The organism is Halopenitus salinus (assembly GCF_042662125.1).
GTDB classification, from domain to species: domain Archaea; phylum Halobacteriota; class Halobacteria; order Halobacteriales; family Haloferacaceae; genus Halopenitus; species Halopenitus salinus.
In genome coordinates this window covers 236,215-261,964 of sequence record NZ_JBHSXL010000002.1, presented here as the reverse complement: position 1 = coordinate 261,964, position 25,750 = coordinate 236,215, and the positions used below count along the sequence as shown (strand labels likewise).

General features: G+C 59.8%; 33 protein-coding genes and 1 riboswitch. Of the genes, 14 read left to right on the top strand and 19 right to left on the bottom strand.

Annotated elements, in window-relative coordinates:
• Nucleotides 1-78: 78 nt before the first annotated feature.
• The 5 genes from ACFQE9_RS02470 (at nt 79) to ACFQE9_RS02450 (ending at nt 4,894) form a co-directional block, all read left to right on the top strand.
• Nucleotides 79-624: a hypothetical protein gene (locus tag ACFQE9_RS02470; protein WP_417447953.1), complete on the top strand. Its 546-nt coding sequence runs from the start codon at nt 79-81 to the stop codon at nt 622-624.
• Nucleotides 621-1,163 carry a hypothetical protein gene (locus tag ACFQE9_RS02465; RefSeq protein ID WP_379739784.1) on the top strand — a complete coding sequence of 181 codons (543 nt, stop codon included), beginning with the start codon at nt 621-623 and terminating at the stop codon, nt 1,161-1,163. Before ACFQE9_RS02470 ends, ACFQE9_RS02465 begins: the two co-directional genes overlap by 4 nt.
• Nucleotides 1,164-1,236: 73 nt before the next feature.
• Nucleotides 1,237-1,626: a DUF7522 family protein gene (locus tag ACFQE9_RS02460; RefSeq protein ID WP_379739781.1), complete on the top strand. Its 390-nt coding sequence runs from the start codon at nt 1,237-1,239 to the stop codon at nt 1,624-1,626.
• Nucleotides 1,627-1,967: 341 nt separating this feature from the next.
• The gene (locus ACFQE9_RS02455) at nt 1,968-3,668 is read left to right on the top strand and encodes a DUF262 domain-containing protein (RefSeq protein WP_379739778.1); all 1,701 of its coding nucleotides are present in this window, start codon (nt 1,968-1,970) and stop codon (nt 3,666-3,668) included.
• Nucleotides 3,669-3,736: 68 nt separating this feature from the next.
• On the top strand, nt 3,737-4,894 hold the full coding sequence (locus tag ACFQE9_RS02450) for a hypothetical protein (protein WP_379739775.1): 1,158 nt from the start codon (nt 3,737-3,739) through the stop codon (nt 4,892-4,894).
• 87 nt (nt 4,895-4,981) lie between these two features.
• Here the strand turns inward: ACFQE9_RS02450 and ACFQE9_RS02445 are convergent, their stop codons facing one another.
• On the bottom strand, nt 4,982-5,953 hold the full coding sequence (locus ACFQE9_RS02445) for a hypothetical protein (RefSeq protein ID WP_379739771.1): 972 nt from the start codon (nt 5,951-5,953) through the stop codon (nt 4,982-4,984).
• Nucleotides 5,954-6,007: 54 nt separating this feature from the next.
• On the opposite strand from ACFQE9_RS02445, the gene ACFQE9_RS02440 reads away from it, so the two are divergent.
• Nucleotides 6,008-6,160, top strand: a complete 153-nt coding sequence (locus tag ACFQE9_RS02440; protein WP_379739768.1) for a hypothetical protein — start codon at nt 6,008-6,010, stop codon at nt 6,158-6,160.
• A 43-nt stretch (nt 6,161-6,203) separates the two neighbouring features.
• Here the strand turns inward: ACFQE9_RS02440 and ACFQE9_RS02435 are convergent, their stop codons facing one another.
• The 4 genes from ACFQE9_RS02435 to ACFQE9_RS02420 form a co-directional block, all read right to left on the bottom strand.
• A complete protein-coding gene (locus ACFQE9_RS02435) occupies nt 6,204-6,716 on the bottom strand; it encodes a hypothetical protein (RefSeq protein ID WP_379739765.1) in 513 nt (170 codons plus the stop codon).
• Between the two features lies 1 nt (nt 6,717).
• On the bottom strand, nt 6,718-7,950 hold the full coding sequence (locus tag ACFQE9_RS02430; RefSeq protein ID WP_379739762.1) for a DUF3105 domain-containing protein: 1,233 nt from the start codon (nt 7,948-7,950) through the stop codon (nt 6,718-6,720).
• Between the two features lie 222 nt (nt 7,951-8,172).
• Entirely contained in the window at nt 8,173-8,409 is a 237-nt protein-coding gene (locus tag ACFQE9_RS02425; RefSeq protein WP_379739759.1) for a hypothetical protein, read from the bottom strand.
• The gene (locus ACFQE9_RS02420) at nt 8,399-8,764 is read right to left on the bottom strand and encodes an ArsR/SmtB family transcription factor (protein ID WP_379739756.1); all 366 of its coding nucleotides are present in this window, start codon (nt 8,762-8,764) and stop codon (nt 8,399-8,401) included. The genes ACFQE9_RS02425 and ACFQE9_RS02420 overlap by 11 nt, the downstream gene beginning before the upstream one ends.
• Before the next feature lie 119 nt (nt 8,765-8,883).
• Here ACFQE9_RS02420 and merA point away from each other — a divergent pair, with 119 nt between their 5' ends.
• The 4 genes from merA (at nt 8,884) to merB (ending at nt 12,933) form a co-directional block, all read left to right on the top strand.
• Nucleotides 8,884-10,341, top strand: coding sequence for a mercury(II) reductase (gene merA / locus ACFQE9_RS02415; protein WP_379739753.1), 1,458 nt, complete (start codon nt 8,884-8,886; stop codon nt 10,339-10,341).
• A gap of 272 nt (nt 10,342-10,613) precedes the next feature.
• Entirely contained in the window at nt 10,614-10,796 is a 183-nt protein-coding gene (locus tag ACFQE9_RS02410) for an SHOCT domain-containing protein (protein ID WP_379739750.1), read from the top strand.
• Nucleotides 10,797-10,810: 14 nt separating this feature from the next.
• On the top strand, nt 10,811-12,193 hold the full coding sequence (gene lpdA / locus ACFQE9_RS02405) for a dihydrolipoyl dehydrogenase (RefSeq protein ID WP_379739747.1): 1,383 nt from the start codon (nt 10,811-10,813) through the stop codon (nt 12,191-12,193).
• Between the two features lie 131 nt (nt 12,194-12,324).
• On the top strand, nt 12,325-12,933 hold the full coding sequence (merB, locus tag ACFQE9_RS02400) for an organomercurial lyase (RefSeq protein ID WP_379739744.1): 609 nt from the start codon (nt 12,325-12,327) through the stop codon (nt 12,931-12,933).
• On the opposite strand, the gene ACFQE9_RS02395 is transcribed toward merB, so the two are convergent.
• Nucleotides 12,930-13,553, bottom strand: coding sequence for a helix-turn-helix domain-containing protein (locus ACFQE9_RS02395; protein WP_379739741.1), 624 nt, complete (start codon nt 13,551-13,553; stop codon nt 12,930-12,932). The two genes, merB and ACFQE9_RS02395, sit on opposite strands and share 4 nt — an antisense overlap.
• An 87-nt stretch (nt 13,554-13,640) precedes the next feature.
• Entirely contained in the window at nt 13,641-14,195 is a 555-nt protein-coding gene (locus ACFQE9_RS02390) for an ArsR/SmtB family transcription factor (RefSeq protein WP_379739738.1), read from the bottom strand.
• A 131-nt stretch (nt 14,196-14,326) separates the two neighbouring features.
• Here ACFQE9_RS02390 and ACFQE9_RS02385 point away from each other — a divergent pair, with 131 nt between their 5' ends.
• The gene (locus tag ACFQE9_RS02385) at nt 14,327-16,603 is read left to right on the top strand and encodes a heavy metal translocating P-type ATPase (RefSeq protein WP_379739735.1); all 2,277 of its coding nucleotides are present in this window, start codon (nt 14,327-14,329) and stop codon (nt 16,601-16,603) included.
• Here ACFQE9_RS02385 and ACFQE9_RS02380 read toward each other — a convergent pair.
• Complete coding sequence (locus ACFQE9_RS02380) at nt 16,600-16,806, bottom strand: heavy-metal-associated domain-containing protein (protein WP_379739732.1); 207 nt, start codon at nt 16,804-16,806, stop codon at nt 16,600-16,602. The two genes, ACFQE9_RS02385 and ACFQE9_RS02380, sit on opposite strands and share 4 nt — an antisense overlap.
• Nucleotides 16,807-16,938: 132 nt before the next feature.
• Between ACFQE9_RS02380 and ACFQE9_RS02375 the strand changes: the two genes are divergently transcribed.
• Nucleotides 16,939-17,154, top strand: a complete 216-nt coding sequence (locus ACFQE9_RS02375; RefSeq protein WP_379739953.1) for a DUF8129 domain-containing protein — start codon at nt 16,939-16,941, stop codon at nt 17,152-17,154.
• Nucleotides 17,155-17,167: 13 nt separating this feature from the next.
• Here the strand turns inward: ACFQE9_RS02375 and ACFQE9_RS02370 are convergent, their stop codons facing one another.
• Genes ACFQE9_RS02370 through ACFQE9_RS02360 form a run of 3 tightly spaced genes read right to left on the bottom strand, consistent with a single transcriptional unit; the run spans nt 17,168 to nt 19,177 of the window.
• Complete coding sequence (locus tag ACFQE9_RS02370) at nt 17,168-17,614, bottom strand: low molecular weight phosphatase family protein (RefSeq protein ID WP_379739729.1); 447 nt, start codon at nt 17,612-17,614, stop codon at nt 17,168-17,170.
• Nucleotides 17,615-17,622: 8 nt separating this feature from the next.
• Nucleotides 17,623-18,786 carry an ACR3 family arsenite efflux transporter gene (arsB, locus tag ACFQE9_RS02365; protein WP_379739726.1) on the bottom strand — a complete coding sequence of 388 codons (1,164 nt, stop codon included), beginning with the start codon at nt 18,784-18,786 and terminating at the stop codon, nt 17,623-17,625.
• The gene (locus ACFQE9_RS02360) at nt 18,779-19,177 is read right to left on the bottom strand and encodes an ArsR/SmtB family transcription factor (protein WP_379739724.1); all 399 of its coding nucleotides are present in this window, start codon (nt 19,175-19,177) and stop codon (nt 18,779-18,781) included. The genes arsB and ACFQE9_RS02360 overlap by 8 nt, the downstream gene beginning before the upstream one ends.
• A gap of 360 nt (nt 19,178-19,537) precedes the next feature.
• On the opposite strand from ACFQE9_RS02360, the gene ACFQE9_RS02355 reads away from it, so the two are divergent.
• Nucleotides 19,538-20,755: a homing endonuclease associated repeat-containing protein gene (locus tag ACFQE9_RS02355; RefSeq protein WP_379739721.1), complete on the top strand. Its 1,218-nt coding sequence runs from the start codon at nt 19,538-19,540 to the stop codon at nt 20,753-20,755.
• Between the two features lie 136 nt (nt 20,756-20,891).
• On the opposite strand, the gene crcB is transcribed toward ACFQE9_RS02355, so the two are convergent.
• Both crcB and ACFQE9_RS02345 read right to left on the bottom strand, forming a co-directional pair.
• Nucleotides 20,892-21,233 (bottom strand): fluoride efflux transporter CrcB, encoded by a 342-nt coding sequence (gene crcB, locus ACFQE9_RS02350; protein WP_379739718.1) that lies wholly within the window; start codon nt 21,231-21,233, stop codon nt 20,892-20,894.
• Nucleotides 21,233-21,646, bottom strand: a complete 414-nt coding sequence (locus ACFQE9_RS02345) for a fluoride efflux transporter FluC (RefSeq protein ID WP_379739715.1) — start codon at nt 21,644-21,646, stop codon at nt 21,233-21,235. The genes crcB and ACFQE9_RS02345 overlap by 1 nt, the downstream gene beginning before the upstream one ends.
• A gap of 8 nt (nt 21,647-21,654) precedes the next feature.
• Nucleotides 21,655-21,719: riboswitch (Fluoride riboswitch) on the bottom strand.
• Nucleotides 21,720-21,900: 181 nt separating this feature from the next.
• Here ACFQE9_RS02345 and ACFQE9_RS02340 point away from each other — a divergent pair.
• Nucleotides 21,901-22,248: a DUF8013 domain-containing protein gene (locus ACFQE9_RS02340; protein WP_379739712.1), complete on the top strand. Its 348-nt coding sequence runs from the start codon at nt 21,901-21,903 to the stop codon at nt 22,246-22,248.
• A gap of 37 nt (nt 22,249-22,285) precedes the next feature.
• Here the strand turns inward: ACFQE9_RS02340 and ACFQE9_RS02335 are convergent, their stop codons facing one another.
• The 6 genes from ACFQE9_RS02335 to ACFQE9_RS02310 all read right to left on the bottom strand — a co-directional run bounded on the left by ACFQE9_RS02335 (nt 22,286) and on the right by ACFQE9_RS02310 (nt 25,725).
• Complete coding sequence (locus ACFQE9_RS02335) at nt 22,286-23,293, bottom strand: arsenic resistance protein (RefSeq protein WP_379739950.1); 1,008 nt, start codon at nt 23,291-23,293, stop codon at nt 22,286-22,288.
• 67 nt (nt 23,294-23,360) lie between these two features.
• The gene (locus tag ACFQE9_RS02330; protein ID WP_379739709.1) at nt 23,361-23,960 is read right to left on the bottom strand and encodes a hypothetical protein; all 600 of its coding nucleotides are present in this window, start codon (nt 23,958-23,960) and stop codon (nt 23,361-23,363) included.
• Nucleotides 23,961-23,966: 6 nt separating this feature from the next.
• Nucleotides 23,967-24,890: a thioredoxin domain-containing protein gene (locus ACFQE9_RS02325; RefSeq protein WP_379739706.1), complete on the bottom strand. Its 924-nt coding sequence runs from the start codon at nt 24,888-24,890 to the stop codon at nt 23,967-23,969.
• Nucleotides 24,887-25,261 carry a DoxX family protein gene (locus ACFQE9_RS02320; RefSeq protein WP_379739703.1) on the bottom strand — a complete coding sequence of 125 codons (375 nt, stop codon included), beginning with the start codon at nt 25,259-25,261 and terminating at the stop codon, nt 24,887-24,889. Before ACFQE9_RS02320 ends, ACFQE9_RS02325 begins: the two co-directional genes overlap by 4 nt.
• Before the next feature lie 3 nt (nt 25,262-25,264).
• On the bottom strand, nt 25,265-25,474 hold the full coding sequence (locus ACFQE9_RS02315; RefSeq protein ID WP_379739700.1) for a hypothetical protein: 210 nt from the start codon (nt 25,472-25,474) through the stop codon (nt 25,265-25,267).
• Nucleotides 25,471-25,725, bottom strand: a complete 255-nt coding sequence (locus tag ACFQE9_RS02310; protein WP_379739697.1) for a glutathione S-transferase N-terminal domain-containing protein — start codon at nt 25,723-25,725, stop codon at nt 25,471-25,473. Before ACFQE9_RS02310 ends, ACFQE9_RS02315 begins: the two co-directional genes overlap by 4 nt.
• Between the last annotated feature and the right edge of the window lie 25 nt (nt 25,726-25,750).

The window sequence follows — 25,750 nt, the reverse complement described above, 5'->3', positions numbered from 1 at the left end:
TTCCAGTATACGCCTACCCCCGAGGGGTGTTCGTGTCCCATCCATCGGGAAGGCCAGCCGGTCACGGCGCCGCTCGGTTTGCGGTTCGCAGAGCGCGTCCATATCGAATCGATCCCGCGCCACGTCGGCGGCGCGATCTACGAAGCACATCACTCCTATATGGACGATGTCCCCCGGACGAATCTCGTCCATCACGGACTCTGTTACCAGGACCAGCTACTAGGTGCGATTACGTGGCGCTATCCGCTGATTCGCTCGCTGGAGTACGACGGGACGCGATACGAGGGCGACGAGATCGTCGAGGCGGCACGGATTTGCATCGGCGTCGATTTCCCCAATCTCGCCTCTGCCGCCCTCGCCCGGTCGATGGAGCGGTTCGTGCGTCGGCACGGCCGGCGACGAGGCGTTCGGCTCCTGCTGACGTTCGTGCGGGCCGACTTCGACGGCTCGATGATCAAAGCGCTCAGAGACAAGGGCTGGCACTGTGCCGGTAAAACAGACCCCAGCCAAGCGGGAAATCGCCCCGATAAGCAGATCCGAGAGCAGCCGAAGTGGCGGTTTCTCTGCGAAGTCCCAACTAAGTCCAACCGGGAACAGGCCTCCCTCGGGAGGTGGTCCCCGTGACCACGAATGCCAGTCTCGATGAATTCGTAGCGGAGGCTGATTCGGAGAGCCGGACAGATGACGACCCATCGGTCGTCGACCAGCTGTTGAAACCGGTATCGCCGTCGCTCGGACTGCAGCTCGTCCCCGGCAGGGGTGACCCAATATACCTCCAAAACAGGGGGACCGAACGCTACCTGTTCCGAGATGACCACGAGCGATGGTTCATCCTCCAGCCCTCAGCCAAGAAATCGGTCGACGACTTCGTTCGCTGGGTGTATCTCCCCGAGGAGAAGCCCGCCGAGGTCGCCCGAACAGCGATGGGCCAACGGACGGTTATCGGCTACAAGTACGTCACGCGGAGCGAAGCTCCCGAGCCGGTAGCGACGACGGTGACAGCGATGTTCGTCAGCGAGCCCTGGCCCGATGCCAATTACGTGTGTGGATCCTGTTGTAGAGAGTTCGACTCACCGCAAAGCCACGCCCGGCATTGCTGGAACGCACATCCCTGGGTTCCAAATCCCGAACAGGTCCGTCGTCAGCGGAGTACTGACCCCTAGAAGTCGAGCATTTGAAATATTACGCCGGGTTCTTTGCCGTACACATATAGTGAAAGAGACGAGAGATGGTAATATGGCGACAAGGATGGCCACTCGTCTCGAGAACTTTTTCGAGCAACGAACGGATGGACACCTTCGTAGTATCGTGAAATACGAGGAGAATTCCTACGAGATCGTCTATCTAAGGGATGATGTCGCTGAGAAATATACTACCGGGGAGATTGAATCTGCAATCGACGATTCTCGGATGGAATCATTAACTGCTCCAATCTATGAAGACACCTATTCGGGAGACCACGGAAAGCTCACCTGCTTGGTGCAGTGCTTCGAGAACGTTATTGAGATGAACTTCGTCCTTGAGGATGGTGTTGGGGCCGCCGTCGCTCTTGATGCTAAAGCGATGGCTGATGCCCACGGACTGGTAGCTGAGGCAAGGCGAATCGTCCTCGAAGAACGGGAGTAGTCGCTGACAACAGGCCATCCAACTGCCTTTTGCGAAGTTCGTTGCATCCATCAGCGAAGAAGTCGATTACCACCTATTCCCGGGTCCGAGGGGTGATGTCAGTTAATGAGGTGGTGTTTTCGCGTTCGGGAAGGGCGCCCAAGGCCCGAGACGATGCAATCGCGAATCGGTGGGCGTTGTTGCTTCAGGTGATCGAAACGGCAGATCAAGAATGCATATATTCAGCCTCCGAGCCGTAGACCTCTACAGAGGACTGAATCACGGCGGTGTAGGACGATTCTATCCGGTGACTTCCCTTATGTTTATGAGATTCGCATTAGGTGGTTATCATAGATTCACGAATGGACGCCGAAGATCAATTTCTCCAGAACGTATTTGCGGGCGAGAAGCAGTTTGTCATACCAGTATTCCAACGGAACTATTCGTGGGGACAAGAGGAATTAGAAGCTCTCTGGTCTGATATCCAGAACCTCTTAGAAGCAGATTCAATCTCGGAAGAACACTTCATCGGAACCTTCGTCGTTATGCCCGGCAACCACCGACCCGGGACAGTTCCCGAATATCTCGTGATTGACGGACAGCAGCGCCTCATTTCGCTCACGTTGTTTTTGAGCGCCATTCGCGACTACGCAGCGGAAGTTGGAGGCGAACAGTACACGAACTTCGCTGAGGAGATCAACAAGAAGTATCTTATCGACGAGTTCAAAGACGGGGTAGAAAAATTCAAGGTCGTCTCCCGCGCTGAGGACCGAGATGCCCTCTTCGCAATCGTTGAACAGGAGTCTGTGGATGGGGATTTGGCGGATACTTCAATCTATAACAGCTACGAGTTCCTCTATGAACGGATTGACGACCTCAACGGCAACGACGAACTACAAACTTTAGATCGGCTCAAACAAATCATCATCCAGCAACTTCCACTGGTGATGATTACGACGTCTGAAGATGAGAATCCCTATGCGATTTTTGAGACGTTAAACGAGCGTGGACTCCAGCTTGAGGAATCGGATCTTATCCGGAATCACGTCTTTATGCAGCTGTCTCTGACCGAACAGGACCAGTTCAACGACGATCACTGGATGCCGTTCGAGCAAAAATTCGAAGAAACAGACCGTCATGCCGGGGTCGATCTCACCGAGTTCTATCGGGATTACATGATGCGAAACGGTGAATACGTCCAGAAGAATGAGATCTATCATCAGTTCAAGCAACGAACGGCAGACCTGACTCCCCACGAATTGGTTGACAAACTATCGTACTATGCCGATCTGTACCTCTGGATCCATCGGCCTGGAACAGCTCCCCGTGAGGAGCTGACGGATGCGCTAGAACGCATCCAGTATCTGGAAATCGGGACTGCCCACCAATTGATCCTGAATTTGCTTGACCGATGGAACTCCGATGATCTCAGCCTCGACGCGCTCCTCGACATCCTTCACGGATTAGAGAGCTTCGTGCTCCGTCGATTCATCTGCGGTCGTAGTACCCGAGGGTACTATCGGACGTTCCCAATTGCGGCCCGCTCAATCGAAGATGGCAACGAGAAAGAATCGCTGTTCGCCTATCTGGAGAGTCAAGGGTGGCCTGATGACGCAGAACTCTTCGATAATATCAATCGCTTCGATATGTACAACCGGGATAAGAAGAAAACGTGGCTTATTCTCTGGACGCTCGAAGAGCAGTTCGGCCATCAAGAGCCAGTACAGTACGATGAATTAACGATAGAGCATGTGATGCCCCAGACCATCGATGATAACGAGTGGGGTGACGAATGGAAGGATATGCTCGGCGAAGAGTGGGAGCGTATTCATGACCAGTGGTTACACGCACTAGGTAACTTGACTCTCAGCGGGTACAATCCCGAGCTCTCAAATCGGCCGTTCGCGGAGAAGCGAGAACTGCTTATGGAAAGCCACGTCGAACTGAACAGCTATTTCGAGGATTTGGAACGCTGGACTGAGGACAATATCAGGGAACGTAATCAAGATCTCGCCGAGCGCGTCGCCTCAATCTGGACAACTCCAGATATCGACGATACGTAGCGTCTGTTTTGCGCCTGCGATGGGTGCAGGCGCGGTTCGGAACGCATTGCGCCTGTGGAATGGAATCCATGAAAGACCCAGAGACAGCTACGGTCTTCGCAGGCCTCGATGGGCGAACCGACACCGAACTACCCGACTGGTACGCCGAGCAACACGGTGGTCCCGAACCGATCAGCTTCAGTGCGGCGATTCGAAACCTCCCGCAGGCAGTGGATACAGCAGTCGCGTATCGCAACCCGTACAGCGACGAATGGGTCGAAACGGAGCGATTCAACGCCATCGTCGAGCCGTCACGGTTGCAAGCAGAAGCGGATGGGGACACCGAGGCGGAGTCGCTATTTCACATCCCGACTGACTCGTACTCGATCATCAACCCGGTCGACGTCTACGGGCCGCTAGAGGAGGTCCTCCGGGAGGAGACCATCGACGGGACGCCGCTGGGCGAGGTGATGTTCGGCGAGATCCGGCGCTACCGGGGCGGCGGCGAGGTCCATATGGACATAATGTTCGACGGCCTCGAGGTGCGCCTCCCCGGCCGATCGGACCCGATCACGATGGGCGTCACGTCGGGCTACGACTTCTTCGGCGAGCACGCCGTCTACGTGGAAGGATTCGCCCAGGATGGGTACTGTTCGAATACGATGCGGTCGCTCACCGACAAGGAGGTTATCAAGCACGTCGGCGACGTACGGAACTTCCGCACCTGGTGGGAGGAACTCCTCGCACAGGTCGAACTCGTCGCCGACGACCTCCTCGAGTTCATCCGTGACGCCAAGAACATCGAACTCGACTTCTCGGACCTGCCGTTCACCGTCACGGAGTTCTACAGTTTGCTGGGCTTCGCGGACTACCTAGCCGAGCGTGCCGCGAGCGATGCGAAGGCCAATGCGGCCACCCCCGTCGAGATCGACATGTGGACGCTACATTCCGGCGCGACGTACGCGCTGACCCACTTCTTCCAGGGCAAGGAAGGCGCGTCGCTGGACGGCTACGTCCGCACGGCCAACGACATCCTGTTCAACCCGGAGGGCACCATCGAGCGCGTCGAGCGAGCCTACGAGGAGCAGCTGGAGCCAGACGGCGACGACGGGTCGCAGGCGTCGCTCGCCGGCGAGCGGGCGCTCGCGAGCATCGAGCGCGTCAGCGACGATCTACAGGAGAAGGTCGACCAGTTCGAGGAGCGTGAGGACGCGCTGCGTGAGCGGTTCCAAGAGGCGATGAGCTGAAATCCGACTGAAACGTCTCTCAAGGGGAATTCGAGCGGACCTATCAAAATAAAATAATTTTGAACCTTATCGAGATGCCGTTGCAGTTCATATGTGGCACACATCCGATTCAGCAAGTCGGGCCGCAAACCGTGATGCACTCCAGACGAGGAGGATGACGGCAGCTGCAAAAAAGAGCGCGCCGAGCGGTGATGCCGGATCGATGAACGCCCAGTAGAGTGGGCTCGCCGAGACGCCGAAGAACACGCTCGCGACCGCATACACCGCAGGCCCACAGCAGCAACAGGCCGTCGCGCCCGTCGTTGCGAGGCCACCGAGGATCCCGCCTGACGACGACAGTTCCAGGCTCCGTTGCCAGACCGCCGTCATCAACGAGACAGTCAGTCCAATGAGTCCGACCAGCGTGCCGATGAGCAATGCAGTGCCGACTGACATCGCCCCTGCGAGCGGGATTGACGGAAGATAGAATTCGACAGCAGGCCAGACAACCAGCGGATTCGCAAAGCTCGCCGTCGTAACGAACGCGGTTGTCGGGCCGTTTACCCCCTGTTCCGGGTTCACGGTGAACAGTCCCGCGGAGAACAGGAAGAACACGCCGAACATCGTTGCGACGAGACCGCCCACGCGTCCAGCGAGCCGATCAACGGCATCGCTCCGAATCACGGGCCACACATCTACCCACAGGATGTAGCCAACGAGAAGCGGGACGACGACCACGAGCAGGTAGCCGAGCGGGTTCCGATATCCGCTGTTCGGCATCAGGGCTGGATACCCTATCCAAATCCCGAGTGCCAGTCCGAGCGCACTGTATTCGGGACGAGTTGGCCATCGCCAGACACCGAGCAACAGGCTCCCCGTCGTGAGCAACGCAGTCATACCCACGGCGAATGGCGGATACCACCCGTGGAGCGTCGGAGTCGTCCCGACGGGTTCGATCTGGATCTGGATGATCGCAATCGTCCCAATGAGCGCCACGCCAAGCCCGATCAACACCCCGCTGAGCGTCCGTTTCGGACGGGTACTCCACGCCCGCTGTCCGAGAAACGCACTGCCCCCCATGACCACGCCCCCACCCAGGATCAGCACCAGAAACGCCCAGTGTGGGGTACCGGCGTGGGTACTGCCGCTATGGGCGGCTACAGGTTGCACGAACAGGAGTGCGCCGGCGAGGGCCAGCCCCCGAATCAGGAGACGGTGACCCATCCGCCGTGCTGTCCGCTCATCATCGCTCCCCGGACGGTCAGTCTGCTGTCGTGGACTCATTGATACAGGGTGACTAGGGTGTCATCTGTCTGGAAGCCGAATCCACTCATGCGGCACATCGTGTTACCCCCTTTGCGTTCTGAAGGACAGCATACACCAGCAGGAGCGTCGCCACACTCAATATCTCGAGTTCGTAGGTGGCGATGAACCCCTGGACCGCTCCACTGACGCCGAAGACACCGGGGAACACACCGACGAACATCGCTGCAACCGTCGGAAGGAGCGGTGAACAACAAAGGATCGGGGGCAAGACGCTGCCGAAGAACCCGGACGTCGTCGCAGTCGTGGACGTCGACGCCCCGAGCCGGAGACTGTAGGCCGTGAACGCGACGATGACGGCCACCAGTCCCGCCATCACGAGTGCAAAGCCCGCGAGGGCTGGCGTGAGGTAGCGAAGAGAGACCATCCCGACCTGGCCGCCCGTATACGTGGCCGGGAGCGTGAACGTGTAGAAGACGGCCGCCAGGAGAAACGTCGCGACGGCGAGTCCCGCGTACGTCCGCCGGGCGAAGACGAGGCCGCTGGCGGTCCGGAGCGTGTTGAGATGCGTCCTGAGCATCTTACTGGCCTGCAATCGGTTCTGGGGAGTGATTCCGGTTCTGTTCGATGAACTCGACGATTCGGGCACGGTCAAGTGACTCGAGTTCCAGCAGCTGCCCCCACGACGCGACAGCGATCGGGGCATCGTTCGCGGGTCGCTTCGTGACGATCACGCTCTTGGGGTACTGTTCTGCGAGATCCTGGAGCTGGGAACGCGTCTCGTCACTCACGTTCGTGTACGTGATCCAGATACCGCCGTGCTCGAGGTTGTGGACGACCCGCTCGTCCGGGAGTCCCTCGGTGTAGAACCCCCAGTCGGCCTGCTGGGAGTAGTGCCAGCCGGACGTCGGGGGATTGGAGTTGTACGGCGGATGGTCGGCTCCCTGCTGGATGTGCTCGGCGGGCTGGATTTCGTACTCTTCACCCGGGCGATCACTTCGTGTGTCGCCACCCTGTGCGAACTGGGTGATTCGGTCGATTGTCGCCGCCGGAGCTGTATCGCGTGCCTGGATCGTGCCGTCCTGGTCGATGAGGTAGTAGATGTCGGGCCGGTTTTGGGGATTGTACGTCTCGGTCGTCTGCTGGGAGGCGGTGCCCCACGTCCACCTGTCGGCGTCCAACAGCGAGGGCGCGAAGGATTGGACGAACTCGCGGACGGATGGCCCCTCGTACCCGGCGTTCCCGGCGGTTTTCACCCCGATGATCTCCATGTCGCCAAGCTGGTCATTCGTGTTCTGGAGCGCGCGAGCCCCCTGCTTACAACTCGGGCACCAGGTCGCGAACAGCCACAGCATCCGTTTCTTTCCCTGATAGTCGGCTAGCCGACCCGTCTCCCCGGAGAGGGTCGTAAACGTCGCCTGCGGCGCCGCCGCACCAGTCTGGACCTGCGCCGGGCCAGATGAGGAACCAAGAAGCGTGTTCCCGGCAAGTGCGCCGATCCCAGCGAGCGTGACCGCACCACCGCCGAGGAGTTGCCGCCGGCTGAGGCTGACGTTCCGAACCGCCCCGACCGGGCCCTGGTGGGCCAGCCGATTCCCGAACGTCAACGTCTCAACCTCGGATTCGGCTCGCTTTCGATCAACCCGCGAGAGTTCCCCCTCATGCCGGGCCAGCCAGTGAACGTACAGCTCGTCCTCGGTCGTCAGCTCCTCACCACAGTACCGGCAGGCATCATGCGCGTCCCAGGCGTGGTCGCTCAACGCGCCACCTGCACTGAAATCGTCGCCACAGACCGGACACGTCCCGTCCGTCATTGTCCATTCCTCCGTCGGAGAACCAGCCCGACGACGAGGAGCGGCAACGCAGTGGCGAGTGCGGTCACGAGGATGCCACCGAGTCCACCCGCGACACCGCTGACAGCAGTCGCGCCGGCGGCTGTTCCGCCGGCGACTGCGGCCCCGCCGGCGAGAGTCGCAGTGCCGATACAACAGAGACTGAGTGCCCCCGCAAGGCCGAGGAGCCCCCAGGACGATCCATCAGCCGAGGAGCCCATCGTTCACCCCCTCAACGTGTTGATAGCCGGCGGCAACGAACAGCGCGACCAACCCGCCCAGGCCGACAACCGCCAGATACGTCACGCCGGTCGAGAGCCCGATGGTGGCCGCGAGGCCACCGACTACCACCGCCCCACCGAGCAGTTCGAGTCCGAGGCAGCACGCGACGACGCCACCGACTCCCGCATACGGGAGCCACGATTCAGCGTCACCGCTCATCGGTCTCGGCCTCGGTGACGACCTCGCACCCGAGGACGCTCTCAATGTTCTGGCGAATACAGTCGTCGGCCAGCGAGAGCATCTCGACGGCTTCCGGCCGGCTCACCTCGTAGTACTTCTTGCGGCCGTCGCGTTCCGCGTCGACCAGCTGGCAGTTCTTCAGACACTGGAGGTGATGCGACACCAGATTCGTCCCGAGGTCGGTGCGGTCGCACAGTTCGCTGACGTTGAGCGGTTCGTCCGCCTCGATTAGTGTCTGGAAGATCCGGAGCCGAGTCGGATCACCGAGCGCACTGAAGATGTTCGCCCGGGCCTCGTGTACGTCGTCGTTCGATTGGAGAAGATTGATGCTCATTACAATAGCCAAATTTCCATTTGTGTATAGTCCTTTCGGGGACCAGTGGACGAGAAAGCGGCTGCCGTAGACGTTAAGAGCATAACGTTAAAGCCACAAACGATACAACGATTATTAGAATGTCTAAATCGACTCAGTATGATCTCGTAATCCTCGGGGGTGGGGCAGCAGCGTTCGCTGCCATTACCGAAGCGAGTGACCGAGGACTCTCGACGGCGCTGGTAAATACAGGATTACCGCTTGGCGGCACCTGCGTAAACGTCGGCTGTGTCCCCAGCAAGCATCTGCTCGCGGTGGGCGAGCAGGCAGCCACGCCGCGGGAGAATCCGTTCGAGGCGGTCCAGTACAGCGACGGCGAACCGACCGTCGACTGGGCGGCCGCACTCGACGGCACCGACGACCTCGTCGAACGGTTCCGGCAGGAGAACTACGTCGACGTCGCCGAGCACTTCGAGACCGACATCTACGAGGGGTACGGCCGGCTGGTCGACGACACGACCATCCAGGTCGTCGACGGCGCCCACGAGGGCGCACGCATCACTGGGGAGAAGGTACTCGTCGCGACCGGCAGTTCGCCGTGGGCGCCACCCATCGACGGTCTGCAGGAGGCCGACTACTACACGAGCGAGACCATCCTCAAGGAGCGCGACCTCCCGGAGAGCATCGCGATCATCGGCGGTGGCTACATCGCGCTCGAATGGGGCCAGATTCTCCACCGTGTCGGCGTCGATGTGACCATCCTCCAGCGCTCCGACCGCGTCCTCTCGGGGATGGAAGGCCAGCTCGGGCGTGAGATGCAGCGTGCGTTCGAGGAGGATGGCATCGAGGTAATCACCGGCAACGACTTCCAGCGCGTCCGCCCGCCAGCAGCCGACGGTGGGGCCGAAACGGTCCAGTCGGGTGTCGCCGTCGAAACAGTCGTCGACGGCACCGAGCGGACAGTCACCGGCGACGCGCTGTTCGTCGCGACCGGCGTCCAGCCGAATAGCGATGGCATCGGTCTCGAATCGGTCGGGGTTGAGATGAACCCCGACAGCACGATCCACGTCGACGAGCACTTCCAGACGACGAATCCAGACGTCTACGCGGCCGGCGACGTAATCGGCGAGCCCGAACTGGAAACGGTCGCCGCCAAGGAGGGCAACCATGCTGTCAAGAACGCCTTCGGCGACGAGGGCGTCAGCATCGACTACGATGCGGTCCCAGCAGTCGTCTTCACCAGTCCCGAGGTCGCAGCCGTCGGGACGACCGAACTCGAGTATATGGATGAGCACGGCACCTGTTCCTGTCGGACCGTCCAGATGGAGGACGTGCCGCGGGCGAAGGCCGTCAAAAACACGGACGGCCTCGTCCAGGTCGTCAAGCACCACGAGACCGACGAGATCGTTGGTGTCCACATGGTCGGGCCCCGTGCCGCCGACATGATTATGGAAGCGACGCTGGCCGTGAAGTTCGGCCTCACCGTCGACGACATCATCGACACCGTCCACCCGTTCCCCACCTTCAGCGAGGCGTTCAAACACGCCTGTCAGGCGTTCCGACGGGACACGTCGACGATGAGCTGCTGTGTCGAGTAATATTCATAAAAACAAATTCACGCCAAAACAGAGGAGGTGTCGGGGTACCGGAAGCCGCACAACAGCTATCCGAATACGCTACGACCACTAATCATGGACTCTAAACGAACATCTGAACGCCGCAGTCCGCTCCGTGTCGTACTCATCGTCATCGCTGCGATTCTGGTCATTCCGTTCGTGCTGATGGCAGTCATGATGCCGATGATGTGGATGGGTGGGGGAATGTGGCCCGGCGGCCCAGTGTCGATGTCACCGCTCTGGGAGCTGGAATGATGCTGGCCGTTCTGCTGGTCGTCCTTGGGGTTGGATACGCCCTCTATCGCGTAGTCACCCGAGGTGGTCTCAGTAGCAGAGACCCGGCACTCAGGGAACTCCGAGTCGCGTATGCCCAGGGAGAGCTCTCAGAAGACGAGTTCAAGCAACGGAAGGACGTTCTCGAAGAAGCGAACCAATAGCATTCCCCACAACTATGACAGACTCCGACTACGACCTGCTCGTGCTCGGGGGCGGGATGGCCGGCCTCCCCGTCGCGATGAAGTGCGCGTACTCCGGCATGGAGACGGTCCTCGTCGAGGACGATCTCCTCGGCGGAACGTGTCTCAATCGCGGGTGTATCCCGACAAAGACGATGCTCCGGAGCGCAGAGGTCGCACACCTCGCTCGCCGGAGCGAGGAGTTCGGCATCGAAATTGACGCCGACATCACCGCCAATCTGGAGGCGATTGTCCAGCGCAAAGACGACGTCGTCGAGAGCATTCGCGAGGGCGCCTACGAGAACGTCGCGGACCACGACGGCGTCGACCTCATCGAAGAGCGCGGCACCTTCGAGTCGCCCGAGGAACTCCGGGTCGGCGATCGGCGTATCTCAGCAGAGCGGATCGTCATCAACACTGGTGCCCGTCCCGCACGACCACCGATCGATGGACTCGACGATGTCGAGGTCCTCGACAGCACCGACATGCTGTTTCTCGATACGGTACCGGATTCGCTGGCGGTGATCGGCGGCGGCTACGTCGGGACCGAGTACGCCCAGATGTACAGCCGGTTCGGCACCGACGTGACCGTTTTCCAGCGCGGTGACAGACTGCTCCCCCGAGAGGAGCCGGCAGTCAGCACAGTGATTGAGGACGTCTTCACCGACGAAGGGATCGACGTTCGCACTGAGGCCGCCGTAACGAAGCTTGCATCCGACGGCGAAGGAATCGTCCTCGAGGCCGACGGGCCGGATGGAATCGTCGCGACGACGGCTTCGGAGGTCCTGCTCGCGGCGGGACGGCACCCAAAGACCGACGACATCGGACTCGAACAGGCAGGCGTCGAGACCGACGAGCAGGGATTTGTCGAGACTGATGACAGTTTCCGGACGACCGCAGACGACGTCTACGCTATCGGCGACGTGAGTGGGCCGCCGATGTTCACCCACTCCGCGCGCGACGACGCCGACCTCCTGTATCGACAGCTCGCGAAAGACGAAGAAATCAGCACCGAGGGCCGAGTCGTCCCGTGGGCGGTGTTCACCGACCCGCAGGTCGGGCACGTCGGACTGACCGAACAGGAAGCACGAGACGAAGGGTACGAGGTGGGTATCGGTCGTCAGGACCTCGCCGACCAGGGCAAGCCGAAGGCGCTCGGTGAACCCGAGGGGTTCGTCAAACTCGTCACCGACGCCGAGACCGACGAGCTCCTCGGAGCGCACGTCGTCGGCGAACAGGGCGCCGAAATAGTCCACGAACTCGTCCTTGCCATCGAACTCGGCGCGACCGCCGACCAAATCGCCAGAACGATGCACATCCACCCCACGCTCCCCGAAAGCATCAACTCCGCCGCCGGTGGCGTTCACAAACCCTCGTAACGCGTCTCGAAGCGGGTCACTCCGTCACACGAAGGTCAGGGGTTGAGGTTTCTGGAGATTAGCCTCCTATGAACTCCCCCAGCTAGCTGGGAGCAAGTACCACCGGTTGCTGGGCCGTCTCTTACTTTGCAATGGGAACTGAATCCCAACCCGACGACCGTATCGACCTGCCGCCCGACTTCGCGAACCACCTCGCGGCAGTGAGCAATCTCGAGACCCCACCGGAAACGATGGGCGACTACTGGGCCACGTTCGCCGAGCAGCTTGCGGCGAGCGACCGAACCATCGAGCCGGAGGACCTCTACACGGACGACCCGACCCGACACGAAGTCCGCGTGAACGGCCAGATCCAGTACTCGCCATGCATCCTAGACGCACTCGGTGCCGCGGTGATGGAGACTCAGGATCCAGTCACCGTCCGCTCGGTGGATCCCGTAACCAGAACGCCAATCACCTTCACTGTCCAGAACGGGGGCGTGGACGTCACCCCTGAAGATACCGTGATCACATTCGGGATCGCCGTGTCCATTCCGGAGCTCGAGGACAGCGATGAAACCATCTTCAGCTGGATGCTCCAAACCGAGACACCCACACTCACGAACACGTTCTGCCAGTACATCAACGCGTTTGAATCCGCAGACACGTACGAGCAGTGGGCTGCAGAAACCGACGGGAAAACCATGCCGTTTCAGCCAGCAGCAGTGCGGTCGCTGATACGAAAGTACGTGGATCTCGACTAACCCAGGAGGAATTCAAGGAGGTTGTGTTCCGCTCGCTGGAGGTGTTCGGCCACGGTCGAATCGTCCACGCCGAGTTCGGCTGCAATCTCCTCCGTTGACGATGTACGCGGTACGTCGTAATACCCGAGCTCGTACGCGACATCAAGCACTTCCTGCTGGCGATTGGTTAGTGCATCCAACGGCGACTCTCGGATACGATAGTCACGCAGTTGTTCCAAGGTAACGTTTTGTCCAGCAGCCTGCAGGTCAGCGATCATTGCTTTGAGTTCCGCCTGGGAGCCAGTCACCTCGAATGCGAATCCCCGGCTCTGTACTTCGGCCCATTCAGCCCGCGTCATACTGTCAGCATCGACGCCGGCTCGGTCCAACTCGTCGGCCACGTTCATCTCGACAAGATAGGCATGCTCCGATCCCTGATCCGCTACATATTCCCACCACTGAACCGTCTCGAGATCGTCCAGCCGTTGTTCATCCAGTCGCTCCTCGACGTGGAGGCGGGAAACGCCGCGTGGTCCCTCACACGAGAGGATTTCAATATCGAGTAATCCGGAGTCCTGAAACACCTCGAACCCGTACTCAGTCAGTGTTTCGTGGTCAATACTGAGTACCGCTTGGCGCATTATCCGAGTATTGCTGGTATAGCAGAATGAACCCTCCGCCCAGTGTACTGGGGGAAATTATAAATAAACGATATTCGACGAAATCGCTCACTCGGCGGTCGCTAAGAGATCGTCGAGGTCCCCGGTTTCGCCGAGGTCGATGAGCGCGCGATTGAGCAGTTCCCGAACGACAAACTCCTCGTAGTGCTGAGTTTCGCAGTATTCACACGGCTTCATCTCTCTCGCTACAGCCGCGATCTCGTCGCCGTGTTGCTCGACGAGGGTCTCGATCAGCGCAGCGAGCTCTTCACGAGTCGTGTCCTGTGCCGAAGCGAGTTGGTCAGTACTACGTTCGGGAAGGTCGTACGAGAAGACCCGCGTGTTCGACTTGTAGTACTTCCGTGTGCCACCACCAGCTTCCTCAAGCCGTGCGATCTCGACCATCCCGGCGTCCTTTAGGACGTTCACGTGGTGGCGCACCGTCGTTTCGGCCTTCTCCTCGCCACGACGATGCAACTCGTCGTGAATCTCTTCGATCGTCATAGCCTCGGCCGCGAGCATATCGAGGATCTTCGCCCGCACGTCGTTCTCCAGCGCCTTCGCTTTCTCTGGGTCCGTCGTCACGACTTCGCGGATCGGCACGTCTGATTCGAGGAGCGCCATTCGTGTGAGAAGGTAGGCAGACAACGATGGTAAGAGTAACGCCACGCTCCCGAAAGCAGTATTAACTCTTCGAAACCGCTATGAAATCTGTCGTAATGGTTATCCGCGTCGCGCGACAACCACCACCCACGATGGGAACGACACACGAACAATTCAACGTCGGGGGGATGTCCTGCTCGTTCTGTGCCGACAGTATCGAGAAGGCCTACAGCCGAACCGACGGCGTCGAGGACGTCGACGTCAGCCTCGCCCACGAGGAAGTTCTCGTCGAATACGACGATGAGCACCTGAGCGAGGTCGAGGTGAAGGACACACTCCGGGATCTCGGGTACACCATCCGCGACCCGGACAAAACGAGGCGGTACGAGCAACAGCAGGCCGAACTCGCCGACGGCAGGCGCCGCCTCCTCATCGCCGGTGGCGCATCCATCGTTGTCGCTGCCCTGATGGGATGGATGATTTTCGTGATGGGGCGCTTCGAGTCTGCATCGCTCGCGATGGACCTCGTGACTCTCGGGCTGGCACTCGGGACGATGTTCGGCCCTGGACGATACATCAAAGCGAAAGCCTACCAGAGCCTGCGCCGGGGGATCTTCAACCAGCACGTCCTCCTGGAGGCAGGTGCGTTTGCGGGCCTCCTCGGTGGACTGCTCGGCCTGTTCGTGTTCCCCAGCTTCCCGACCGTCCACTTCTTCGCCGTCTCCGTGTTCATCACTACCTACCACATCCTCTCGGAGTACACCAGCCTCATCGTCCGCACTCGGGCCTCCCAAGCCGTCCAAGGCCTCCTCGACCTCCAACCCGATACGGCCCGTCGCGTCGGTGATGACGGCGACATCGAGGAAGTTTCTGTCGACGCCCTCGACATCGGTGATCGCGTCCGCGTCAAGCTCGGCGAGAACCTCCCCGTCGACGGCGAGGTTGTCGAGGGCAAGTCCACGGTCGACGAGTCGGTCGCCACCGGCGAGTCAATCCCCGAGGAGAAGGCCGAGGGCGACGAAGTAATCGGCGGCAGCGTCAACGAGACCGGAACCCTGCTCATCGAGGTCACTGCAACGGGCGAGGACGCGTTCCTGAACCAGGTGGCCCGCGAGATCGAGGAGGCGCGGGCGATGAAACCCGGCATCATCCAGCTCGCCGACCGCATCCTCAAGTACTTCGTCCCGGGCGTCTTGACGATTGCCGCGCTCTCCTTTCTCTTCTGGGTGGTCGCACCGCTCGCGTGGAGGGCAGCCCCCAACGTCCAGCGCGGGGCGTTCGCAGCGCTGGCGGTCCTCGTGCTCGGCTATCCGTGTGCGCTCGGGATGGCGACACCGCTCGCCCTGATTCGGGGCGGCGGGAAGGCCGCTGACCGCGGCATCCTGATGCGCTCTGGCGACGCCTTCCAGATCTTCCCCGATATCGACCACATCGTGCTGGACAAGACCGGCACGATTACCGTCGGCGAACCTGCCGTCAGTGAGGTCGTCGCGTTCGGTGCCGACGAGGTGGATGTACTCACGACTGCGGCCAGTGCAGAGGCGTTCTCCGAGCATCCTCTCGCTGATGCGATCCTCAAGTTCGCCGACGAGCGAGATGTTGAGTACGCTGACCCCGATGATTTCGACTCCGTGACCGGCAAGGGCGTCCGGGCGACCATGGCCAGCGACGACGTGCTGGTCGGAAAACCGAGATGGCTTAGCGACGAGGGGATCGACCTGTCGAAGGGGAGCGACGACATCGAACGGCTCCAGGGCCGCGGCCTCACCGTCTCTGGAGTCGTCCGTGGCGGTGACCTAATCGGCCTGGTCGGCATCGGCGATGAAATCAAAGTCGATGCAGCCGAGACTGTCCAGCGGATGCGTGACGCCGGTATCACGCCCGTGATGATCACCGGGGATAACGAACGCACTGCGAACGCGGTCGCCGAGGAGGTCGGTATCGATCGCGTCATGGCCGACGTGCTGCCCGACGAGAAACGCGAGGAGATCGGTCGCCTGCAGGACGAAGGTCACCGCGTGGCGATGGTCGGGGACGGCATCAACGACGCTCCCGCACTCACGCAGGCGGATATCGGGATTGCCATCGGCGCAGGAACCGATATTGCCATTGAGTCGGCGGATATCGTCCTGATGGGCGATCGGCTCGGCGGCGTGATGGACGCCTACGAGATCGGGAACGAGAGCTATCGGAAGACTCGCCAGAATCTCGTGACAGCCTTCGCGTTCAACGGCGTCGGCGTCGCTGCCGCGACCACGGGACTCGTTCATCCGGTGTTCGCGATGCTTGCGATGGTGTTGTCCGTCTCGGCCGTTCTCGCCAACAGCTTCGCTGGCCAACTCCTCTCCGGTGAGGGTGTCAACACCGAGTTCGCCCTCGACGAACGCACGGACGGAGACGTGAGAGACGGCCGAGCGACGGCTGATTAGGCCTCTACGTCGTAGCCAGCCTGTTCGATTGCCGCGTTCACGTCGTCGTTGGAGACCCCATCCTCGAGGACCACATCGACCGTGTCAGCTTCGTGGTCGGCTTCGACCCGACTCACACCATCGAGGGTTCGCAGGGCGGTTTCCACGTTCTGTTCGCACCCGTTGCACGACATCCCGGTGACGGAAATCGTCTTTCGCTCCATACGGACCTGTAAACACTCGCGGGGGATGACCATTACGGTAGCCGTTGTATCGGTTTTATCTCTATTAGAGGTGGGGCGTTATCGTACGGAGAGTTGTTTGTGTCGGCCCTCAAGGGGTGGAGGCTGTTCGAGATGGGAGCCACTGACGACGAAGAAAGTGACGAATTCCCTCCAGAGAAGCGTCTGGAAGCACCGAACACGCGCCTGATCAAGGCCGGGATCGCGACGATCCCCGATATGGAGACGCTCCAGGAGTGTGTTGCCTACGAGAACGCCCACCAGAATCGGACGCAGATTCTGCGCCGACTCCAGTGGAAAGCAGAAGCGTTGCGAGAAGACGAAAAGTAATACTTCGGAAGGATTACTCAGCTATGCTAAATTCATCGAACAGCGAGATGACCCGCTGTTCGATTTCGTCACGGATTTCGCGTACCTGATCAAGATCCTGTCCGTCAGGATCCTCCAGCGCCCAATCTTGAACATCGACATCCTCGCCAACGTCACCGACGTCGAGTGTCGAGCAACCCATCGTGGCGACGTAGTCGCAGGAACGCAGTTCGTCCAGCGTGATCTCTCGTGGCGTCCGGTCGGAGAGGTCGAACCCGGCTTCGTCCATCACGTCAACGACTTCGTTGTGTACGTGGTCGGCCGGGTGAGTGCCTCCAGTGAGGATTTCGACACGGTCCTTGAGGTCACGGCATTCTCGTTCACGTTCTGCGAAGGCCGTGGACATCTGTGAGCGTCCAGCGTTCTGGACGCACATGAAGGCGATACGAATCGGATCGTCTGCTTCAGTGTTGGATGACATTTTTGTGGTTAATCGTCAGTTGTCGGCTCAGGTGCGGACGAATCGAGATTTCCAGTATCGAAGCCACCCCAGTCGAACTTCCGCTGGAAGTACAGCGCGACGTTGACCAGTGCTAGGAGGACGGGGACTTCGATAAGCGGGCCGACGACGGTAGCGAACGCGACACCGGAGCCGACCCCGAACACCGCCACGGCGACGGCGATGGCGAGTTCGAAGTTGTTCGACGCCGCCGTGAATCCGATGGCCGTCGTCGTCGAGTAGTCCGCACCGATGCCCCGCCCCATCCCGAAGCTCACGAGGAACATCACGACGAAGTAGATCGTCAGCGGCACCGCAATCAGGAGAACGTCACCAGGCGAGGCGACGATGTTGCCGCCCTGCGTGGCGAACATCACGATGACGGTGAACAGGAGCGCAACGAGCGTCAACGGGTCGATCTTCGGGATGAACTCATCATCGTACCACGCTTCACTCTTGGCGCGAGTGCCGACGTACCGGGTGAGGAATCCTCCGGCGAACGGAATCCCGAGGAAGATGACGATCGCCTCGAACACCTGTATCGGCGTGATATCGAACGTCGTGATGCCGGCGACGAGTGACTCCATACCGAGCAGTGGCGGAAGGAACAGAGCGAAGAACCAGACGTACACCCCGTAGGTGACGATCTGGAAGAGGCTGTTGAACGCAACCAGGCCCGTCACGTACTCGGTCGATCCCTCCGCGAGTTCGTTCCAGACGAGTACCATTGCAATACACCGAGCCATCCCGATGAACACGAGCCCGAGGAAGTATTCGGGTCGCGCCGGGAGGCCGGGGACGAACCCGCTGAAGAAGACGACCGCGAGCCCGAACATCAGCGTCGGGCCGATCAGCCAGTTCTGGATCAGACTGAGTCCCAGCACCCGCCAGTTGCTGAAGACGGTCCGAAGTTGCGAGTAATCGGCCTTCGCCAGTGGCGGATACATCATCATAATGAGGCCGATCTCGACGAGGTGGAAGTTCTGGATCGGTTGGGTCACCGACGGGGCGACGAATCCGAGTCCCACGCCGATCGCCATCGCGCCGAAAATCCAGACGGTGAGGTACTTATCGAGAAAGTCCATCGAGCGCGGGTCGCCACAGCTCTCACAGTCACAGTTGGGGCCGTGGTCGTGGGCGTCGACGTTACTCATCGCTCACACTCCCCTCGAGGACGGTAACGAGCGCAACAGCCCGGTTGGTCGCACGGTACTTCTTCCACCGGCCGTCCTTCCGGCCGTCGACTAGTCCGGCATCGACGAGTTTCGAGAGCGCGTGGCTGAGCCCGCTCTCGGTCACGTCAACAACCGCATTCAGTTCACAGACGCAGAGTTCCTCTTGTGCGGCAACGAGCACACGGACGAGCGTATACCGTGTCTCGTTGGAGAGTGCCGAGAGCACATCGAGTTCAGCCTCTACCTGCGCAGTTCCGAGTGCTGCTTCGAGGGTGCTGAGCTCGTCGAGTCGGCGCTCGACGTCCTCGCTGCGACACTCCTCAAGTTCGTCGTCGAGATAGCGTCGAAGTCGTCCCGTCCCTTGTGCCATCGTAATCGAATTGAATAGACTCTCAAGTAAGACTTCCGATTAATGTCTCTTATGCGGCTCATCTCTAGCCCTATTCCATTTCTGTGGATAGAATACTTGATTCATTTCTAAAGACACTCATAGCCAGTCAATCGGGTGAACGATTAACCAACATCTGGTGGGTATAGCCATTTGTTGGTTAATAGCGCTTACAGCCTGTTGTTGGTGCCCCTGAGAGGGCGCGGGGCTGCAACCTGTGGCCCTGCGACCCCAATCATAGACACAGGCCATTATCGATAGGATGACGCATCACAGAGACCAGTACGGACATTCAAATAGCGAGCCGGGACCAAACTGAGTGACTCAACCGCATCAGAAATTATGGGCAAGAAGCTGTACTCGGAGGAGGAACTCCTCAATCGACTCCAGAAGTTCGCTGAGGAACTGGGTCGTCCCCCTTCGCAGAGTGAGATGGACGATTCAGGACCTCATGCTTCGAAGACGTACGGGGATCGCTTCGGGTCGTGGAATAACGCACTCGAGGCTGCCGGACTTCAAACAGGAACGAACGACCCAGACGGACGATCACCGACGCCCGATGAGGACCTCATTGCAGATCTCAAATCGGTTGCCGACATCGTAGGGGGAACTCCGTCAGAGCGAGAATACAGTAATCACGGGGAGTATTCGGTAAAGACATACTGCAAGCGATTTGGAGGATGGAATTCAGCACTACAGGCGGCCGGTTTTGAACCGAACGTCGAAATGAACCTCTCCGAAGAGACACTCCTTACTGCCTTAGAGGGGTTCGCTGAGAAACTGGGTCGACCCCCCACGACAGATGAGATGGACCGGAGTGGCCCCTACACCTCGAATTCGTACAAGCGAGCGTTTGGAACCTGGAATCGTGCTCTTCGACAGGCTGGGTTGGAAGTCCACTCCGTGTGGAATGTGAGCGAAGAGGATCTGATATCCGAACTCAACAGTCTCGCCGAAGAGCTAGGCCATGTCCCTCGGAAGGATGAGATGCGGAGCCAAGGGAAACGGAGTGCAGCAGTCTATCAGGAGCGATTCGGTTCGTGGAATGAAGCTCTCCGAGCTGCCGGCTTCGAGCCGAATCAGCGGTGGCGAATTCCACGGGAGGAGTTATTAGCCGAACTACGGGCTGTCGCAGATGATCTGGGTCACCCACCGACAACGACGGAAATGAACGAACACGGGAAGTTCTCCATCGTTCCGTATCAGCGTGAGTTCGGAACGTGGCGAACGGCCCTTCAAGCGGCCGACCCGGACTATCTAGAAAACTACCGTCAGTCTGATACTGAGACAGTTCCGTTTGGCTCGAACTGGCCACAGATTCGTGAGGAAATCATCGCCCGTGATAACGAGTCCTGGCTGCGCTGCGGTATGGGCCGCGAAGCTCACCGCGAGAAATTCGGACGTGATCTTCCGGTTCACCATCGGATTCCTCGACGGCGGTTCTACGACGACCCAGACCAGTCGGTCGACGATGCAGATGTCCTGAGTAACCTGCTGACTCTCTGTATCCCGTGCCATCGCCGCCTCGAGCGGTTGCCAGTCCAACCAGTGGTTGACTAACAAGCGAAGTTCTACGCTCAGTTCGAATCAAATAGCCGTCCAGCAGAGCGTCTAACTCCCGCCGGCGTGACGTAAATCGAGTTGTATTCATTTCCAGATCTCCCCGAACCGACCGATGAACAGGATTTCTCAGTGCTTAGGCTATGAGAACCCACGCAGCTCCGAACGCAAGCAGAGAGACGGTCAGATTGCCCAGCGCATTCAAGAATGCAGCTCTCTGTTCGCCCTGTTCCCAGAGGCTAACGGTCTGAAAGCTAAACGACGAGAATGTCGTGAACGCCCCACAAAATCCGACACTCACCAAGAGGAGGATGTCGGAATCACTCACCCCGAAGATGACTAACCCGAGGATGAAGCTCCCGAGCGCGTTTACCACGAGAGTGGCCCACGGGAACGACGAATTGTCGATTAGCTGCCCGACCACATAACGCAGGACTGCACCGACTGCTCCGCCAATACTGATAAGAAGTACCTCCATCAGTCATCACCCGGTGTCGGTGGCTGTATTGCGGTTGTAGACGTCGCAGACACGATTTTTCGACTGGCGAGGACTCCGCCAAACCCGGATGCGTAACTGGCGATAATATAGGGGACTGCAAGTTCCGGTGCGGTCAACGCAATATCGGCTACGAACGTGCTGTAGGTGGTAAATGAAGCGAAGAAGCCCGTTCCGAAGACATACCGCACCCGTTTGGTCAGGACCTCATCTGCTCGAGCATCGAAGAGGAGTACCCCGAGTCCGAAGCTCCCGACGGTGTTGACGAGGAGAGTGGTCAAGAGTGCGTCACCCGCTGCTGCCCCAACAGCGTATCGAAGATTCGCACCGACGATTCCACCAAGTGCAATCAGTACGATCGCTTCCCCGTGCCGAATGAGTTGTCTCCGTAGCATCTGATGAGCCGGAAATAGGAGTCATCAGCCGTGTCGGCGGTTGGGGAAGGCGGACTCCATCGCCCGTGTTTCACTTCTGTCTCCGGTGAACGGGCAAATAAACTCACCGTTCTCCAAAATCTTGGGTAACCGATGAAAATCGGGATGGTAGGTAAATCGCGTTGGAAGAATCAGTAGAGTGCGTCTCATTCGACTGTTTTTCGTGCCCCCAGAGAGGGCGAGGGCTCCTTCGAAAGTCCTCAGAGGTGATGCCTGTGAGTCAACAACAGCGTCCTGACAACGTCTCGATCGACGAGATCCCGGTCGATATCGACAACACGCAATCAGCGGAGGTCGATCCCGCCGACGTCCCCGACGAAATCGAATCCATCACCCGTGGGCTCGCCGGTGAGCAGCCGCCGACGAATCCGCTGGTCGTGCTGAAAGCGGCCCGGTGGTGGTACATTCACGGCAAGGGCGGCACGGATCCCGCCTTCCAGTGGGCCATCGAGTGGGCACGTCATCTTGCGACCGACACGCCCAGTGACGTCGAGCGGTTCGACGAGTTCCTCGAGTACCTCGTCACGGTCGGCTTCGCGGACGAACGCCACGAGCTCCGGTGACCCAGCCCTACGATCTGGATGCCGTATCGAGTGAGACTCAATCACTCTGGCCGACATCGAGGTCGAGAATCTGGTCGGGCGAATCTGGGACTAACCAGGCCGGGACGATTCGTGTGAGGACAACCATCCCCGTTAGTTCAACGAGTGTCTGAGTGACCACGACCGCTGGTGCGAGCGCGTACCCCGACGGGAGCGCGAGTGCCAGCGGGAGGATAACTAGCGAGTTCCGCGTCACGGAGGTAAACACGAGCGCTCGACTCTCGCCAGCCTCCATCCCCAGTAGTCCGGCCACCAGCCGACCGACCAGTGGCATAATGACGAGGAACGCCACGTAGACGGGAACGACCGATGCGATCTGTCCGATCGAATCCTGCACGCGCGGCAATTGGGAGGCGATGACGACGAACAGCGTCACCCCCATCATCGGCACCGGCAACCAGCCCATCGTGTCCTGCAACTGTGCGCCGCGCTCGGAGCGCTCTGCCCAGTACTCAGTCGCCCACGCGAGCGTCAGCGGAAGCGCGATAATGACGATGAACGCCTCGATGAACGGCCCCGCCTCGATGAACTCGGCCACCTGCTGGCCCATAAACAGCCAGAGGTACAGCGGGAGCAACAACAGCTGGATGAGCATCAGTGCCGGCGTTGCAGCCGTGATCTGCTCGGCGTCACCGCCCGCAAGTTCGGTGAACGTAATGACATAGTCGATACACGGCGTCAACAACACCATAAATGCCCCCACGAGGATGACTGGCTCCTGTGGAAGAAACCGCGTGAGCCCGAACACCACGATCGGGACGACCACGAAGTTCATCCCGAGCGCCGCCGCCATGAACCGACCGTTCCGGAACGCCCGCCGAATACGGACGAACGGGATCTCGAGGAACGTCACGTACAGCAGCACCGCGAGCACAGGGTTGATGAGCGGTTCCAGCACTGAGCTCGCGCTCGGGAGGCCGAGGCCGACCACAATCGCGAGGAGAGCGGCGACGGCGTAGATCGCGACCTGATTGTGCTGAATCCACTGTTTCGAGAATCGTGTCATACTGTAAGTGTGAGCAGGCGACTGTGTTCGTCGATTGTGGTCGAATACATTAGTGATGTATGTCCGTCTATTCGGGGAGAGGACAGCCGGCGATTTCACCGCCACGCATTCCATCGGCTAACCAGTAGAGCGAGAGAAGCAATACGAACACCGCAAGAACGCTGAATTCGAGTCCATCGAGCGGAAGCGCGAGGAGGAGTCCGGAGGCTCCGATGACTGAGAGGAGTCCAGCAAGGACGGCCGACCCGCACGCCGCACACCCAGCCCCGAGCGTTCCGAGAACGATCCCTCCGAGGCTGCCGGAACCTTGTCCGACCGATAACCTGTGTTCGCGAACGTGGTAGGTCGCGACGGCCATGTTGATGCCGATGAGGATCGCTGTCAAGGCGAGGATGGTTCCTTGGAGTGTGGTATATGCAGTGCCAACGAACGGATACAGCTCAGCGAGAACCGTCGCCCGACTCACCCACGGCAAACTACTACCAAGGACGATCTGCCGGAGGATGGCTAGATTTCGCGAGAACACGAATACGGAGAGCCCGAGCGCAGCGTAACCGACGGCGAGGACAGCGTACTGCGGTAGAGAGAGGACGAGTCGGACCGTGCGGCCGACCAGTCGCCACTCGTCAACGCTGGTCGGTAACCGAGGACGGAGGTCAACAGTCATCCGAAATCACACCCCCAGTGAGTTCGCGAACACATCGTACGATTGCGGACCGACGATCTCGGTCGCAAACGAATCCCCGCTGAAGAGGAAAAACGTCGGCGTTCCCCGCACGCCCGCATCTTGCGACGCTTGCAGATCCACATCCACTGCATCTCGTGACGTTTCACTCTGGACATCGCTGATGACAGCGTCCGCGTCGACGTCGGTCTGGTCGGCCAGGTACTGTCTGGTCACGTCCTGAACGTTTTCCGTCCCGACGTTCGCCTGCTCTCTGTAGTAGAACGCTTTGAGTCTCCAGAACGCCTCGGCACTGCGGCTATATGTCGCCTCCAAGGCCAGGGTAGCAGGGTCACCCCACGGGTAGACGACGGGAATCCCGCGGAACACGAACGAGACTCGTCCGGGGTCGATGAGTTCGGATTTTATCTGAGGGAACGTGGAGCGCTCGAACCGGGCACAGGCCGGGCACGACGGATCTTCGAACGCAACGATTGTTCCCTCAGCCTCCGACGGCGAGGGGCCAAGCGTTGGCTGCGTCCCGAGATCCGTCGCCGCAGCGTGCTCCGTCAGGGCTTTCCCGCCACCGGAGCCACCGAAGATCGTTGCCCCGGCAACGCTACCAAGACCGAGCAGTCCTCCGAACAACAGCTTCCGTCTGCTGAGACCGGTATTCGCGACCGCGCCAACGGGGCCCTGATGGTATAGTCGTTCACGAAACGTCAGCTCGCCGATTTCGGACGTTGCCCGTGCTCGAGCTCTGTTCGACAGGCTGTCCTCGTGGACTGTGAGCCAGTGCATGTACAACGCGTTCTGGTCGTCGAACTCCGTGCCGCAGTAGTGACAGGCGTCGTGGACATCCCAGCAGTGGTCGTCGAGGCTGGATTCGGACGTGAAGCTGGCACCGCAGATCGGACAGGTGTGACCCGTCATACGAGTTCAGTCACCTCCTGGGTGTCGAGGCCGACAAGTACGACCGCAGCTGCGAGGGCACCGAGATTTTGCCAGGTGGGCCCGGCAGTAATCGCGGCAACGGTCATAATCGGGATAGTGAGGAGCGCTGCGAGCCAGGAGAACCGATCGAGAAGTAACAGCCCGGCGGCGACGAGCTCGAAACTACCGACAACTGGGACCAGAACAGCCGGTGCCGGCAGCCCCAGCGATTCGAAGAACCGAACCGACGTCCCGTAGGTGATGAACTTACTCGCTCCCGGCACGAGCAACAATGCTGCGATGCCGATCCGGAGAACCGGGCGGAGATTACGTCGGAGATCGATATCGCCGTCCTCTGACTCGCGAGCCATCGATCAGTTCCGAGGGTGCCCCTTCTCGTCGAGCGCCTCGCGGATCTCCGAGAGCGTCCCGTTCTGCGTGTGTTTGTCGATCCACTCCTGATGCGTGTCATCCCGGTGGGCTTTCTCCTTTATGTGCTCCGCCACCTTGGCAGTCGCAAACTGCGCTTTCGCGTTGTCCGAGGAATTACAGACCGGGCAGTTCTCTCCGACGGCGTCGGTCATGCGTAGTGTTCCTCCAGATAAGCGACGATGTCGTCGAATTCATACATTGTCACGCCGCGCTGGTGATCGACGAGGAAGGGAATCTGATCTTCCCCGCCGAGTGTTCGGAGGTGGTTATGGGTTTGTTCGTTGCGAGTCTCGCCGGCGGCAGAGCGGGGGTTGTGGGCGACGTATGAGACGCCGAGGTCGGTCAGCGTCTCGCGGACTTTCGCCGAATATCGACACCCCTCTGCCTGATAGAGTTCAAGCATGGACAGCGTGAGTCAACAGCTGGGC

Bases quoted from the DNA above. Each gene is read 5' to 3' on its own strand.
- ACFQE9_RS02460 (WP_379739781.1), top strand. From the start codon at position 1,237: ATGGCGACAAGGATGGCCACTCGTCTCGAGAACTTTTTCGAGCAACGA.
- ACFQE9_RS02455 (WP_379739778.1), top strand. From the start codon at position 1,968: ATGGACGCCGAAGATCAATTTCTCCAGAACGTATTTGCGGGCGAGAAG.
- ACFQE9_RS02450 (WP_379739775.1), top strand. From the start codon at position 3,737: ATGAAAGACCCAGAGACAGCTACGGTCTTCGCAGGCCTCGATGGGCGA.
- ACFQE9_RS02445 (WP_379739771.1), bottom strand. From the start codon at position 5,953: ATGGGGGGCAGTGCGTTTCTCGGACAGCGGGCGTGGAGTACCCGTCCG.
- ACFQE9_RS02435 (WP_379739765.1), bottom strand. From the start codon at position 6,716: ATGCTCAGGACGCATCTCAACACGCTCCGGACCGCCAGCGGCCTCGTC.
- ACFQE9_RS02430 (WP_379739762.1), bottom strand. From the start codon at position 7,950: ATGACGGACGGGACGTGTCCGGTCTGTGGCGACGATTTCAGTGCAGGT.
- ACFQE9_RS02425 (WP_379739759.1), bottom strand. From the start codon at position 8,409: ATGAGCGGTGACGCTGAATCGTGGCTCCCGTATGCGGGAGTCGGTGGC.
- ACFQE9_RS02420 (WP_379739756.1), bottom strand. From the start codon at position 8,764: ATGAGCATCAATCTTCTCCAATCGAACGACGACGTACACGAGGCCCGG.
- merA (WP_379739753.1), top strand. From the start codon at position 8,884: ATGTCTAAATCGACTCAGTATGATCTCGTAATCCTCGGGGGTGGGGCA.
- ACFQE9_RS02410 (WP_379739750.1), top strand. From the start codon at position 10,614: ATGCTGGCCGTTCTGCTGGTCGTCCTTGGGGTTGGATACGCCCTCTAT.
- lpdA (WP_379739747.1), top strand. From the start codon at position 10,811: ATGACAGACTCCGACTACGACCTGCTCGTGCTCGGGGGCGGGATGGCC.
- merB (WP_379739744.1), top strand. From the start codon at position 12,325: ATGGGAACTGAATCCCAACCCGACGACCGTATCGACCTGCCGCCCGAC.
- ACFQE9_RS02395 (WP_379739741.1), bottom strand. From the start codon at position 13,553: ATGCGCCAAGCGGTACTCAGTATTGACCACGAAACACTGACTGAGTAC.
- ACFQE9_RS02390 (WP_379739738.1), bottom strand. From the start codon at position 14,195: ATGGCGCTCCTCGAATCAGACGTGCCGATCCGCGAAGTCGTGACGACG.
- ACFQE9_RS02385 (WP_379739735.1), top strand. From the start codon at position 14,327: ATGGGAACGACACACGAACAATTCAACGTCGGGGGGATGTCCTGCTCG.
- ACFQE9_RS02380 (WP_379739732.1), bottom strand. From the start codon at position 16,806: ATGGAGCGAAAGACGATTTCCGTCACCGGGATGTCGTGCAACGGGTGC.
- ACFQE9_RS02375 (WP_379739953.1), top strand. From the start codon at position 16,939: ATGGGAGCCACTGACGACGAAGAAAGTGACGAATTCCCTCCAGAGAAG.
- ACFQE9_RS02370 (WP_379739729.1), bottom strand. From the start codon at position 17,614: ATGTCATCCAACACTGAAGCAGACGATCCGATTCGTATCGCCTTCATG.
- arsB (WP_379739726.1), bottom strand. From the start codon at position 18,786: ATGAGTAACGTCGACGCCCACGACCACGGCCCCAACTGTGACTGTGAG.
- ACFQE9_RS02360 (WP_379739724.1), bottom strand. From the start codon at position 19,177: ATGGCACAAGGGACGGGACGACTTCGACGCTATCTCGACGACGAACTT.
- ACFQE9_RS02355 (WP_379739721.1), top strand. From the start codon at position 19,538: ATGGGCAAGAAGCTGTACTCGGAGGAGGAACTCCTCAATCGACTCCAG.
- crcB (WP_379739718.1), bottom strand. From the start codon at position 21,233: ATGGAGGTACTTCTTATCAGTATTGGCGGAGCAGTCGGTGCAGTCCTG.
- ACFQE9_RS02345 (WP_379739715.1), bottom strand. From the start codon at position 21,646: ATGCTACGGAGACAACTCATTCGGCACGGGGAAGCGATCGTACTGATT.
- ACFQE9_RS02335 (WP_379739950.1), bottom strand. From the start codon at position 23,293: ATGACACGATTCTCGAAACAGTGGATTCAGCACAATCAGGTCGCGATC.
- ACFQE9_RS02330 (WP_379739709.1), bottom strand. From the start codon at position 23,960: ATGACTGTTGACCTCCGTCCTCGGTTACCGACCAGCGTTGACGAGTGG.
- ACFQE9_RS02325 (WP_379739706.1), bottom strand. From the start codon at position 24,890: ATGACGGGTCACACCTGTCCGATCTGCGGTGCCAGCTTCACGTCCGAA.
- ACFQE9_RS02320 (WP_379739703.1), bottom strand. From the start codon at position 25,261: ATGGCTCGCGAGTCAGAGGACGGCGATATCGATCTCCGACGTAATCTC.
- ACFQE9_RS02315 (WP_379739700.1), bottom strand. From the start codon at position 25,474: ATGACCGACGCCGTCGGAGAGAACTGCCCGGTCTGTAATTCCTCGGAC.
- ACFQE9_RS02310 (WP_379739697.1), bottom strand. From the start codon at position 25,725: ATGCTTGAACTCTATCAGGCAGAGGGGTGTCGATATTCGGCGAAAGTC.